This window comes from Gemmobacter nanjingensis (genome assembly GCF_014652195.1).
Lineage (GTDB): Bacteria > Pseudomonadota > Alphaproteobacteria > Rhodobacterales > Rhodobacteraceae > Gemmobacter > Gemmobacter caeni.
Window position 1 is genome coordinate 120,496 of record NZ_BMYI01000001.1, and the last position, 11,357, is coordinate 131,852.

At 64.8% G+C, this 11,357-nt stretch carries 11 protein-coding genes and 3 tRNA genes; 4 read left to right on the forward strand and 10 right to left on the reverse strand.

The window, feature by feature from the left end; translation table 11 throughout:
- Nucleotide 1: 1 nt before the first annotated feature.
- The 3 genes from IE126_RS00635 to rplU all read right to left on the reverse strand — a co-directional run bounded on the left by IE126_RS00635 (nt 2) and on the right by rplU (nt 1,506).
- Entirely contained in the window at nt 2–598 is a 597-nt protein-coding gene (locus IE126_RS00635) for a GNAT family N-acetyltransferase (RefSeq protein WP_082401149.1), read from the reverse strand.
- A gap of 229 nt (nt 599–827) precedes the next feature.
- Nucleotides 828–1,097 (reverse strand): 50S ribosomal protein L27, encoded by a 270-nt coding sequence (gene rpmA, locus IE126_RS00640; RefSeq protein WP_054304472.1) that lies wholly within the window; start codon nt 1,095–1,097, stop codon nt 828–830.
- Nucleotides 1,098–1,110: 13 nt separating this feature from the next.
- The gene (rplU, locus tag IE126_RS00645; RefSeq protein ID WP_108129441.1) at nt 1,111–1,506 is read right to left on the reverse strand and encodes a 50S ribosomal protein L21; all 396 of its coding nucleotides are present in this window, start codon (nt 1,504–1,506) and stop codon (nt 1,111–1,113) included.
- Between the two features lie 298 nt (nt 1,507–1,804).
- Here rplU and IE126_RS00650 point away from each other — a divergent pair, with 298 nt between their 5' ends.
- Together IE126_RS00650 and IE126_RS00655 are read left to right on the forward strand one after the other, a co-directional pair.
- Nucleotides 1,805–2,650, forward strand: a complete 846-nt coding sequence (locus IE126_RS00650; protein ID WP_158640697.1) for a helix-turn-helix transcriptional regulator — start codon at nt 1,805–1,807, stop codon at nt 2,648–2,650.
- 31 nt (nt 2,651–2,681) lie between these two features.
- Nucleotides 2,682–3,212 carry a YbhB/YbcL family Raf kinase inhibitor-like protein gene (locus IE126_RS00655; RefSeq protein WP_108129439.1) on the forward strand — a complete coding sequence of 177 codons (531 nt, stop codon included), beginning with the start codon at nt 2,682–2,684 and terminating at the stop codon, nt 3,210–3,212.
- Between the two features lie 11 nt (nt 3,213–3,223).
- Here IE126_RS00655 and IE126_RS00660 read toward each other — a convergent pair whose 3' ends face one another.
- Nucleotides 3,224–4,102, reverse strand: coding sequence for a DUF2059 domain-containing protein (locus IE126_RS00660; protein WP_170120558.1), 879 nt, complete (start codon nt 4,100–4,102; stop codon nt 3,224–3,226).
- 242 nt (nt 4,103–4,344) lie between these two features.
- Between IE126_RS00660 and IE126_RS00665 the strand changes: the two genes are divergently transcribed.
- Nucleotides 4,345–4,434: transfer RNA gene (locus IE126_RS00665), tRNA-Ser, on the forward strand.
- Between the two features lie 694 nt (nt 4,435–5,128).
- Here the strand turns inward: IE126_RS00665 and IE126_RS00670 are convergent.
- The 3 genes from IE126_RS00670 to IE126_RS00680 form a co-directional block, all read right to left on the reverse strand.
- Nucleotides 5,129–5,204, reverse strand: a tRNA-Pro gene (locus IE126_RS00670).
- A gap of 80 nt (nt 5,205–5,284) precedes the next feature.
- Nucleotides 5,285–5,374: transfer RNA gene (locus IE126_RS00675), tRNA-Ser, on the reverse strand.
- A gap of 80 nt (nt 5,375–5,454) precedes the next feature.
- Nucleotides 5,455–5,718, reverse strand: a complete 264-nt coding sequence (locus IE126_RS00680; protein ID WP_054304484.1) for a hypothetical protein — start codon at nt 5,716–5,718, stop codon at nt 5,455–5,457.
- 179 nt (nt 5,719–5,897) lie between these two features.
- Here IE126_RS00680 and IE126_RS00685 point away from each other — a divergent pair, with 179 nt between their 5' ends.
- Entirely contained in the window at nt 5,898–6,698 is an 801-nt protein-coding gene (locus IE126_RS00685; RefSeq protein WP_054304485.1) for a helix-turn-helix domain-containing protein, read from the forward strand.
- A 60-nt stretch (nt 6,699–6,758) separates the two neighbouring features.
- Here IE126_RS00685 and IE126_RS00690 read toward each other — a convergent pair whose 3' ends face one another.
- Genes IE126_RS00690 through IE126_RS00700 form a run of 3 tightly spaced genes read right to left on the reverse strand, consistent with a single transcriptional unit; the run spans nt 6,759 to nt 11,247 of the window.
- Nucleotides 6,759–7,490, reverse strand: coding sequence for an alanyl-tRNA editing protein (locus IE126_RS00690; protein ID WP_189379900.1), 732 nt, complete (start codon nt 7,488–7,490; stop codon nt 6,759–6,761).
- The gene (locus IE126_RS00695) at nt 7,487–10,207 is read right to left on the reverse strand and encodes a DUF3772 domain-containing protein (protein WP_189379901.1); all 2,721 of its coding nucleotides are present in this window, start codon (nt 10,205–10,207) and stop codon (nt 7,487–7,489) included. Before IE126_RS00695 ends, IE126_RS00690 begins: the two co-directional genes overlap by 4 nt.
- A gap of 5 nt (nt 10,208–10,212) precedes the next feature.
- The gene (locus IE126_RS00700; protein ID WP_054304488.1) at nt 10,213–11,247 is read right to left on the reverse strand and encodes a cysteine synthase A; all 1,035 of its coding nucleotides are present in this window, start codon (nt 11,245–11,247) and stop codon (nt 10,213–10,215) included.
- Between the last annotated feature and the right edge of the window lie 110 nt (nt 11,248–11,357).

Here is an 11,357-nt window from a genome sequence, read left to right on the forward strand (position 1 = left end):
CTCAGTCCAGCTTGCGCAGGTAGGTCCAGGTCGGGACCCTGGAATTGCGGGCGACCGAGAAGGTTTCCGCATCGCCAAGATACTGGAACCCCGCATTGGTCAGGACACGGGCCGAACCCGGATTGTCCTGAAACACCTCGGCAAAGATGGTGCGGTTCTTCTGCGGATTGGCCATCACCAATGCGCGCACCGCCTCGGACGCAAAGCCCGTGTTCCAGAAGGCAGGTGCCACCCAGTAACCGATCTCGCTTTGATCGCGGTTGAACTGCGCCTCGTCCATGCGCTTGAGGCTGATGACGCCCAAGACCTCGGCCAGACCATGCGCCGATCCGTCCAGCACCCAGACCTCTTCGCGCCCGTCATGCGCCATGGCACGGGTCACGAAGTTCTCGGCCGCGCCTGGCGGAAGCGGATGCGGGATCGAGCGGGTCGCCTCGGCCACGCGGCGGTCGCCCGCATACATGGCAAACAGGCCCGCATCGGATTTTCGGACCGGGCGCAGCACGAAACGGCCCGCGCCGATCACACCGTCGACAACCTGGCCAAAGCCGGTGATCCCGGTGAAATCCTGATCCTTCGCAATCACATCCAGCTTCATCGCTTCCCTCCTTCGAAGCGCCCCCGGGCGCAAACCGGCGCCCATCGCACGAATAACTTCAACTCTCCCCCTTCCCGCGACTTGGGGCCGGGGTCTTTCCGGCACAAGGGCTGCCAAAGCCGCCATGGCCGTTTTTTCCCCTTCCTGCCGCACACTGGCGGCGAAAATGAGGAAAGGGGCCGGCCTTTCGGCCGACCCCCTTGTTACAAGCCAGTTGTAACGGTTCGGCTTACTCGGCCGCCTCCGCAACCGGGAGGACCGAAATGAAAGTGCGGCCCTTGAGGCCCTTCTTGAAGGTGACGCGACCTTCGACAGTGGCAAAGATCGTATGATCGGTGCCCATGCCGACGCCTTCACCCGGGAACCAGGTGGTGCCACGCTGACGGACGATGATGTTGCCCGGAATGGCAGCCTGGCCGCCATACAGCTTCACGCCAAGACGACGACCGGCCGAATCACGACCGTTGCGCGAGGAGCCGCCTGCTTTCTTGTGTGCCATGGGGTGTTACTCCTTATTTCGCCGGTGCGTTGTTATGCGCGGCGCGGCGGGCATCGGCGGTGCCGGTGGCAGCCATGACGCCCGATTTATCGGCACCCGAGGACAGCACGTCGGTCACGCGCAGCAGGGTGAGCTGCTGACGATGGCCTTTGGTGCGCTGCGAGCTGTGCTTGCGGCGACGCTTGACGTAGTGGATGGTTTTCTCGCCCTTGATCTGGGCAATCACCTCGGCCTGCACGGCAGCGCCGGCAACGGTCGGAGCGCCGAGGGTGACGGTTTCACCGCCCACCATCAGGATTTCGTTGAACTGGACTTTGTCGCCAGCATTGGCCGCGAGCTTTTCAACGCGCAGGATGTCACCAGCCTGCACCTTGTATTGCTTGCCGCCCGTCTTGAGGACCGCGAACATGGGTCTTTCCTTTTCGAACTTCCGCATCCTGTGGCCCCGCCCCGTTGCCGGTTTGGTGTTGCCGGGTTTCCCCGCCTCGGACAGCGCGCCCCTCGGGGGGCGAAGATGAGAATAAGCCCGCTGACTCGGACCGAGCCTTCGGGATGCGCGCTTATCGGGGATCAGGGATACGAAGTCAACACCCGTGCGGGCGGGCTTTGTCTGTCGCGGGCTTCGGGGTATGCTGAGGCATGATCCGCGCCGACACATATCCCTGCCTGACCCGATCCGCCGCCGCCGTCAACCGCCGGTGGCCGCTATGACCATGCTGCCCGGACAGATCATCCGGCAGGCCAGGCAGGCCCGGATGCACAGCCTGGTCTCGCCGATGCCCGCGCTGATCGAAGTGCGCCGTGGTGTCAAAGAGGTGATCACGGCAGGGCAGCGGCTTGCGGTGCCCGAGGGCGGGCTGGTCCTGCTGCCCGAGGCATTGCCGATGACCATTTGCAATATCCCCGACGGTCGCGGTGGATACGAGGCCCGCGCCCTGCCCCTGCCACGCACCGCGATCGAGGCGGCGATGGCGCGGCTTCCGGCCACACCGCGCCCCGCTTCGGCCAGACCGATGCCGCTGGCCGCCCTTCCTGAACCGGCTGCGACCCTGCTTGGCGGTTTCTTTGCGCCCTCGCCTTTCGCGGTTCTGCCCGCCGATGTGCTGGCGCTGCGGCTGGAGGAACTGGCGCTGTGGCTGGCGCTGGACGGGGCGGTTCTGCCGCCCCCCGGCCCCGTCCGGCTGTCAGACCGGCTGCGCGCCCTGATCGCCGCCGATCCGGCTGCCGACTGGACGGCGAACAGCGCCGCCAGTCAGATGGCGCGCAGCCCCGCCACCCTGCGCCGTCATCTGGCCGCCGAGGGCACCAGCTTTGCCGTCCTGCTGCGCGATGCCCGGCTGACGCAGGCGCTGGGGATGCTGCAATGCACCGCCTTCCCGGTGTCGCGGATCGCCGCCGAAGTGGGCTATGCCTCGCCCCAGCAGTTTGCGGCGCGCTTCCGGGCGCGGTTCGGCCTTGCACCGCATGAAATCCGCCTCCCGCTGTCCGAGGATGAGCGGAACGGGGCAGAGCCTGCGCGGAACGGGGCCATGCCGGGGGTCACGACCGGCTAGAAGGACGCATCCCCAGCAACAGGAGATTGCAATGCGTTCCTTCTATCCCGTCCTTCTGGCCGCCAGCCTGATCGCCAGCGGCGCCGAAGCCGATATGGTGCTGACCTCGGATGCGCTTGGCACAGGCACGCTTGGCATGGATCAGGTGTTCAACGGGTTTGGCTGCACCGGCGGCAATATCTCGCCCGATCTGGCATGGCACGGCGCGCCCGAGGGCACCGGGGCCTTCGTCCTGATGATGCATGACCCCGACGCGCCGACCGGATCAGGCTGGTGGCACTGGTCGGTGGCCAATCTGCCCGCCGATGTGACCGGCCTGCCTGCGGGCGCCAGTGGACATATGCCCGATGGCGCCGTGGAAACCGCCACCGATTTCGGGACCACGGGGTTTGGTGGCGCCTGCCCGCCCGAAGGCGATGCGCCGCATCATTACACGGTCACGCTTTACGCCCTGCCCGCGCCCCTGCCCAAAGGCGCGCTGGCCAGCCCCGCGATGATCAGCTTCATGGCCCGCGCACAGGCGTTGGGCAGTGCCAGTCTGACCGCGACCTACGGCCGCTGACCGGCCCCGCGTCAGATGTCTTCGCCCAGCATCTGACGCCCCGCTGCAAGGCCGAGTTCAGTGCTGATGCGGACGAACATGCCATCGAATGCGGCGAAGACCGCCGCATTCAGCCGCTTGCCCTCGGGACTTTCGGAAAACCGCTGATAGGCTTGCAGTTCCTCATCCGACAGCGGCTGATAGGCCAGCGAGAGATAGGGCCAGAGCCAGTCCTCCGCCTCGGAGCGCACCTGCGCCTCCTGCCCCCAAACCTCGGCCAGCATGTCGGCTTCGGACATGGCATCGCCAAAGGCACCGCCCGCATTGAGCCCGCGATAGAAGGCCAGATTGGCATTCATCGCGCCCATGACATTCATCTCGACCAGATCATTGGCCTCGGCGAAACGGTGCAGCGCCTCAAGCCGGGGGGCGCCTTCGGCCTCCATCCGGGCGACGGCGGCCTGCGCGGCCTCCTCCACCTTGTCATCCAGCAGCGCCTGACGTGCCTCGATCTCCAGCGACAGGATCTTCTGGCCTCGCGCATCGCCGAAGAAGGCCTCCGCAGCCGCAATGACCTCCGGTGCGCCGGTGAGTTCCCGTGCCAGCGCGGTCTCGAACTCGGCCTGCATCCGCCCGGGGTCATAGATATGCGAGACCAAAGCCTCCCAGGCTGCAGGCGCCTTGTCGGGCAGCATCTCGGTCTTCAGCGCGGCACCATAGTCCAGCCCCTCTGCCCGCATGACCGCGATCAGCTCGTCAATGTGCAGGGTTCGGGTCAGCTCGGTCAGCCCGGCCGGAATAGAAGCCCCCGCCGCCGGCGCCCCGGTCGGCGCCTCGGCATGGGCAAGCGGCGCCTGCCCCATCGCCAGCATCACGGCCAGAATCGCCACGGGGCCGCAGAATTTCGACACGGGCCTACCTCCTGCCACATCGGGCCCGTTTGCGGGCCGCAGGTCCAGAGCTAACCCGTCGCCACGCCTTTGCCAACCAGCCCGGCCACATCTTCACGTGATCGCACCGCGAGACGCAAGCACCCGAAGGGATTTCCGCCCCATTCCAGCAACTTGACGCAATTTTCAACTTTTCTGTGAAAGGGGTCTTGCAAGCCCCCGAATGCTTCGTTAAATCCCCGCTCCACGACGATCCCTGACGCGGAGAGGTGGCAGAGTGGTCGAATGCGGCGGTCTCGAAAACCGTTGTCGGTTTGCGCCGACCCAGGGTTCGAATCCCTGTCTCTCCGCCACTTGCTTCCATTTAACCTATTGAAATAGCTGACAAATCTGCGACTTCACGTCGTCAGCTTCCACCATTCTTTCCCCCATTTGGCGGCGGATTGACGCGGAAATGTAATGCGACAGAAACAGGGGGCCATAAGAGGCGGTGCCAGGCCTGAAGCGTCGTTACCTGTCGTAAGGTGTCCCGAGCCGTCTTAAGCCAATAAAATAAGGCATTTATCGATAGGCGCAGCGAGATTGGCACTATGGCTTACCTGTATGTCCACGATGGGACATCGGACAAAATTAGGGGGCCAAAAGCGCGAACCAGTCCAGTGACGGTTTCCGAAGGCTCCTGCGGGCGCTCTGTTGGAAAACCGCGTTTAGCCCAACGATACAAGGCGTTTTCGAGCCACAGTGCCCTTTTGGCGGGAAGTCTCCGACTGGCCGTAGGATGCAACTAGCGCGCGCTTTCTGTAACGCGACAAAAACATAGGGGTTTTTAAGAGAGTGCGTTGCCCTATCCGTCGCTAGGTGTCGTTACCCGTCGCCAGCCGTCTTTCCTCAATAAAATAAGGCGCTTGCCGAGGCTGTGAGGCTCTGGTTGATAGCTGACACGCAAATTTGCAGTGTTTTACACTGAAAGTTGCAGCAGCGCAATTTTGCGGCTGATTGTTCGTGTGCGGGTTTCGGGGTTTAGTCAGTCTGGCGTTCGTGATTCCGTGGTCTGGGCGGCGGGGATCGAACCCGCGACCAGCGGCACCCAAAGGCGTCGCGCTACCTCCTGCGCCACGCCCAGAACGATGCACCTTTTGCACCACAATTCGAGACACAATAATACGGCCAAAGACCATAAAAACACAGAAGATTTTATGATGATGGCGGACAGTGAGGGATTCGAACCCTCGAGACGGTTCCCCGCCTACACACTTTCCAGGCGTGCGCCTTCGACCACTCGGCCAACTGTCCGTTGCAGCCGTATAACCGCAGTTCCGGGACGGGTGCAAGGGGCTGCGGTGCGGTTCTGTATCACCGGCTCCGCCCTTCGGTCATGCGGCGGCGATTGCGGTGCGGCGACCGCGCAATTCGCTGACGACATCGGGCATGTAGCCCTGCTCGATCAAACGCAGATCGGCACAGCGACGCACGCTGCTGTCCGGCAGGAAGGACATTTCAACCAGATCCCCGACATCGATCCGCAGCGGTGCAGTGCCCGCGGCCGGCCCGTCGTAATGCGCCAGATCACGATGATCGGAACACCAGACAATCGCCCGGCCTGTGCGATGGCAGTTCCAGATCACGACCCCAAGCATCTGACACTCCGTCTCCGAACAGGTTGCGCCAACTTCGGGCAAGCTTGCCCTTTCAATCATTTATGCACAGGCTCTTTGACGCTGCATGTGGAATTCCGCATCAATACCGTGGACAAGCCTGCGATTTTGTTTCAGGAGTGACGCTGAACAGCGTCAGACCACCGCCCGAGGGTTGACCCATGGCCAAGGCCCCCCTGTCACCGACCGAAGTCCGTTCGATCTTCGGCCGCAATCTGCGCGAACTTTGCGACGGTGGGCCGCCGATCTCGGTCCTGTGCCAGCAGATCGGGATCAACCGCACGCAGTTCAACCGCTACCTCGCGGGGGAGGCCTTCCCGCGTCCCGATATCCTTGCACGGATCTGCACCCATTTCGAGGTGGATGCGCGCATTCTGCTGGAACCGCTGGAAGATCTGCGCCGGTCAATCCCCGACCGCTTCCTGCTGGAGATGCGCGACAAGCTTCTGATCGGAAGATCGCGCCCCGTGGACCCCGAGGTCTTGCCGGACGCGGTTTACAGATTCTGGCGCAAGTCATTCATGTTTCAGGGAAAAATCGTCACCAACGTTGCACTGATCCGCACGCGCGACGAGGTCACCCTGTTCAAGGGATTCGAGGAAAATCTGCTGGCCCAGCAGGAAAATCCGAATGCGCGCCGCTTCCCCCGGCTGGCCTATTTCGGCCTGGTACGGCAGCATCTCGATGGCGTGTCGATCTATTGCCAGGACCGGCAGAACCAGTCGAACATCAATTTCTTCGAATTCGGGCTGGAGGGGAACATGCGCTTCTACCCCGGATTCTCGCTTCTGGTGCGTCGGCGCATTGACGGGATGAACCGGATGACGGCAGCCGTGCTGGAGCGCCTGCCCCATGATCCGGCGCTGTGGCGGGCCATCGTGCGCCAGGATACCGTGCATGACATGAGTTATGCCCCCCCGATCATTCAGCGGGCGCTGAGCCGCATTCCTGACGGGTTGTGAACGCGCCCTGACGCGAAAGCGCATCAGTCCGCCCCGCAGCCGTCGTGACGCGCTGTCGCGTCAATCCGCCAGTGTGAGGCTGACCCGACGGTTCTGGCGGCCCTTGTTCTCGATCTTGCCGATCTCGACGCGGCCGATCTCGGCCGTGCGGGCGACATGGGTGCCGCCACAGGGTTGCAGATCGACCTGGCCTGCGCCCTGCCCGATCCGCACCAGCCGCACCCGTCCCTGACCGGCGGGCGGGCGGACCGACATGGTTTTCACCAGCCCCGGATTGGCGGCAAGCTCCGCATCGGTGATCCATTGCTCGCCCACCGGCAGATCGCGGTCGATCAGCGCATTCAGCGCCTCATTCAGCGCCCCGACATCGGCGGGCGGTTCGGGCATGTCGAAATCCAGACGCCCGCGCTCGGCCCCGATCTGGCCGCCGGTCACCGGCAGGGGGATCACGACCGACAGCAGGTGCAGCGCGGTATGAACACGCATGTGGCGGTGCCTGCGCTCCCAGTCGAGATACTGCCGCAGGCTGGTGCCCACCGGAGGCAAAGGGCGCGGCTCTGCGGCCACCAGCGCGATCTGTGCAGGGCCGACCTTGACCGCCGTCGCAATGTCCAGCGTGCCGCCCTGCCATTCCAGCCGCCCGCTGTCGCCCGGCTGCCCGCCGCCCGTGGGATAGAAGATCGAGGCATCCAGCACGATGCCGCCCTCGGGCGTATGCGCCAGCACCTGCGCGGGCGCATCGCGCAGATAGGCATCCTCGCGGAACAGCAGGCGTGTGGGCGTGTCGGTCATCGTTCTGTCCCGTCGTCGAAATCCGGTATCTCGTCTGCGCGCGGATCGGCTGGCGGGTCAAGCTGTATATCGTCGCGCTGACGCGGTTGCGGTCGCGCGGCAGAGCCGTCGCCACCAGCGGGGGCCACGGGTCCGGCACCGCCCACCGCAGCCCGCAGCCCGGCCAGCGCCTCGGCCACCGCCTCGGGGTTGCGCAGCCAGATGTCGCGCTGCGAGAATGGCATCGCCACGCCCTCTTCGCGGAAGCGGCGCACGATGGCGTGATTCACTTCGGTCCGAACCGACAGCGAGAAATTCACGTCGCGGATGATCATGCGGATCTCGAAGTTCAGCGCATCCGCACCAAGCCCCATGAAGGCCACGCTGGGCGGCGGCTCCAGCACCACAAGCGGATGCGCCTCTGCGATCTCGCGCAGGATGCGGGCCACCTGTTCGGTGTCAGAGCTGTAATCCACACCGACGGGCACGATGACCCGCCCGGCCAGGCTGAACCGCGTCCAGTTCGTCACCTGCTGGCTGACCAGATCGGCATTGGGCACGATCACATCCGAGCGGTCGAAGGTCTGGATGCGGGTCGAACGCACGGAGATCGACTTGACCGTGCCGGTCACGCCGCCGACCTCGATCCAGTCGCCCTCGCTGACCGGACGTTCGATCAGCAGGATGATGCCGGAAACGAAGTTCTGCACAATGTTCTGAAGGCCGAAACCGATACCGACCGACAGGGCGGAGGCGACGATGGCCAGACCCGACAGGTCGATCCCGGCGGCGGAAACCGCGATCAGCGCGGCAAGAAAGATCCCCACATAGCCGGTGCCCGAGACGATGGCGTTGCGCCCGCCCTGATCCAGCTTGGTCTTGGGCAGGATCGAGCTGCGCAGCGCGCTCTGGAACAGCCGGGTGGCGCCATAGCCGATGATGAACAGGATCAGGAAATAGACGAAGTTCGACGGTGATATCCGCGTCTCGCCAATGGTGAACCCTTGGGCAAAGCGGTTCCACAACTCGCCCAGATCCTCGATCCTCGCGCCCCAGATCAGGGCGAAGACCGGCAGCGACACCAGCGTCAGCAGAAAGCCCGCCAGCACCGGCAGCAGCCCCTGCCCGGCGGTATCCTCGTCACCCGGCACCACGGCGCCCCAGAGGTCGCCGATCAGTTGCACAAGGATCAGCAGCAGGCCGATCAGGAACAGCGAAGCCGTGGCCGGGAACAGCAGCGCGCTGGCGGCAGAGCTGTAGCCGATCAGCGCCAGAACGGGCGCGACAACGGCAAGTGCGATGACGAATTTCGCGATGATCTGGATCAGGCTCAGCCGGAAGCGTCCGGCATCTGCCGCCCCTGCCACGGACCCGTCGCTGGCCTGCTGACCCGCACAGCGGTTCACCAGATGACCAAAACGCCACAGCGTCAGGCTGAGCAACAGCTGCAACGGCAGGCTCATCACCGGAACCGCAGCTTCGCTCAGCTGCGCAGGCGGGAAGATCGCGGTTTCCAGCGAGCCAAGGCCGAGCAGCAGCCCCATGAACTGCACATGAAAGCGCGCCTCGATCCGGGTCTGCACCGGAAAGCCCAGCGGGCCGCCATCATCGGGATGTTTCGGGAAGACCCGCGCCGCCAGCCAGATGCCGGTGAACAGAGTGATGCCGGTCAGCACCAGCCCCTCGACCATACTGGCCGCCATGCCGGTGAACATCTTCGACGCCAGCGCCGCCACCGCGACCATGATCACACCCACCGAGGGCACGACGATCTGGCCCAGCGAGGCGATGAAGGCAAGCACGCGGCTCCAGCGGCCGGATCGGCTGGGGCCCTGCAACCAGTTGGCAAAGCGTTCGATCCAGACGCGGCCACGCCAGATCAGCACCACCGCCATGACCAGAAGAATACCGATCACCGGCAGGGTATCGAACATCTCGGCCCGGCGGTCGGCGCGCTGCCAGTTGTTCGTCAGGTCGCGCCAGATCGTTGCGCCGGTATCGCGCACGGCAATGGCCGCATCCTCCCAGTTCGCCGGATTGGCCGGGCTGGGCCAGAGCTTGAGCAGTTGCTTGGCCTGCCGGTCGCGCAAAACGGCGTCGATCTGCGCAATCAGCCCGTTGGCCCGGCGATAGGCCTCTTCCGCCGCGCGCCCCGGCGCCTCAAGCCGCGACAGCTCCTCCGAAAGGTCGCGCCGACGCTGCGCGATTTCCGGCGCCTCGGACTGGCCTTCGGCCGGAACCGGCCCCAGGGCAGAGATCTGGTCGCGAAGGCGGGTGATCCGCGAACTGTTGGCAGTCTGCGCAGTCTGGAATTTGGTGCGCCAGGCAACAAGCTGGCCACGCAGAAGTTCCAGCCCGTTGTTCGAGGTATTGGCATCGGCCAGGGCGCGGTCGGCGCGCTGGCCCATCTGTTCCCAGGCCGCGTAATCGACCTTGGCGCTGTCAGGCGTCGAAACCGTGATCGACTTGCCGCCGGTCGTCGACCCGGCGGTCTGGCTCTTGCTCAGCCCTCCCATCGCGGGGGCGGCGCCCGCCCCGACCTTCGCCGCATCTATCGCCGGTTCGGCGGGCGGCTGGCCCTGCGGTTCTGCGGGTGCCGGTGTTTCTGCGGAAGCAGGCGCATCGGCGCCCTGCCCTTCCTGGGCATATCCGGCGCCCGCACCGATGCCGGACGCCAAAGCCAGAACGAAGGCCAGAACCGCGAGCGGTTGTGACCGCAGGAACCCCGGACGAACCATTGCGATCAGGCGTCCTGATAGACTTCGGGCAGACGGCGCCCGGCATCGTCCAGCCATTCCGGCACCGGCAGCCCCTTGTCCTTCAGGAAGGCGGGGTTGAACAGCTTGGACTGGTAGCGCGTGCCATAGTCGCAAAGCACGGTGACGATGGTATGGCCCGGCCCCATCTCGCGCGCCATGCGGATGGCGCCCGCCACGTTGATGCCGGACGAGCCGCCAAGGCACAGCCCCTCTTCCGACAGCAGGTCAAAGACAATGGGCAGCGCCTCGGCATCGGGGATGCGATAGCTGAAATCAGGGGTGAAGCCTTCGAGGTTGGCGGTGATCCGGCCCTGACCAATCCCCTCGGTGATCGAGGAGCCGGGCGAATCCAGCGTGCCGGTGGTGTAGAAGGCATGCAGCGCCGCGCCCTCGGGATCGGCCAGACCGATCTTCACGCCCTTCGGCTGCAAGGCCATGCCAACGCCAGCGAACGTACCACCCGACCCGACGGCGCAGATGAACCCGTCCACCTTGCCGCCGGTCTGTTCCCAGATCTCAGGCCCGGTGGTTTCGATATGTGCCTGACGGTTCGCGGTATTGTCGAACTGGTTCGCCCAGATCGCGCCGTTCGGTTCGGTCCGCGCCAGTTCTTCGGCCAGACGACCGGAATAACGGACATAGTTGTTCGGGTTCTTGTAGGGCGCCGCAGGCACCTGCACCAGTTCGGCCCCGGCAAGGCGCAGCATGTCCTTCTTTTCCTGGCTCTGCGTCTCGGGGATCACGATGACGGTGCGGAAGCCCATCGAGGCGCCGACCAGGGCAAGGCCGATGCCGGTATTGCCCGCCGTGCCCTCGACAATCGTGCCGCCAGGTTTCAGCAGGCCGCGCGCCACGGCGTCGCGGATGATGAACAGCGCCGCGCGGTCCTTCACCGACTGGCCCGGGTTCATGAACTCGGCCTTGCCGAGGATCTCGCAGCCCGTCAGCTCGCTCGCCTTGCGCAGGCGGATGAGGGGGGTATTGCCGATCGACGCGGCAAGATCGCTAGAGACACGCATGAATGGCTTCCTTTGTTGCGTCCCATAGGTTTAGGGTCGAAGGGGGAGGAACTCAAGAACCGCAGCGGCATGTGCGGTCGCCGAACCGGAATGCAGGAGGGATTTCCGCC

Excerpts from the sequence above, each read along its gene's own strand:
- IE126_RS00635 (WP_082401149.1), bottom strand. The coding sequence starts at position 598 with ATGAAGCTGGATGTGATTGCGAAGGATCAGGATTTCACCGGGATCACC.
- rpmA (WP_054304472.1), bottom strand. The coding sequence starts at position 1,097 with ATGGCACACAAGAAAGCAGGCGGCTCCTCGCGCAACGGTCGTGATTCG.
- IE126_RS00650 (WP_158640697.1), top strand. The coding sequence starts at position 1,805 with ATGACCATGCTGCCCGGACAGATCATCCGGCAGGCCAGGCAGGCCCGG.
- IE126_RS00690 (WP_189379900.1), bottom strand. The coding sequence starts at position 7,490 with ATGACCGACACGCCCACACGCCTGCTGTTCCGCGAGGATGCCTATCTG.
- IE126_RS00695 (WP_189379901.1), bottom strand. The coding sequence starts at position 10,207 with ATGGTTCGTCCGGGGTTCCTGCGGTCACAACCGCTCGCGGTTCTGGCC.
- IE126_RS00655 (WP_108129439.1), top strand. The coding sequence starts at position 2,682 with ATGCGTTCCTTCTATCCCGTCCTTCTGGCCGCCAGCCTGATCGCCAGC.
- IE126_RS00685 (WP_054304485.1), top strand. The coding sequence starts at position 5,898 with ATGGCCAAGGCCCCCCTGTCACCGACCGAAGTCCGTTCGATCTTCGGC.
- rplU (WP_108129441.1), bottom strand. The coding sequence starts at position 1,506 with ATGTTCGCGGTCCTCAAGACGGGCGGCAAGCAATACAAGGTGCAGGCT.
- IE126_RS00680 (WP_054304484.1), bottom strand. The coding sequence starts at position 5,718 with ATGCTTGGGGTCGTGATCTGGAACTGCCATCGCACAGGCCGGGCGATT.
- IE126_RS00700 (WP_054304488.1), bottom strand. The coding sequence starts at position 11,247 with ATGCGTGTCTCTAGCGATCTTGCCGCGTCGATCGGCAATACCCCCCTC.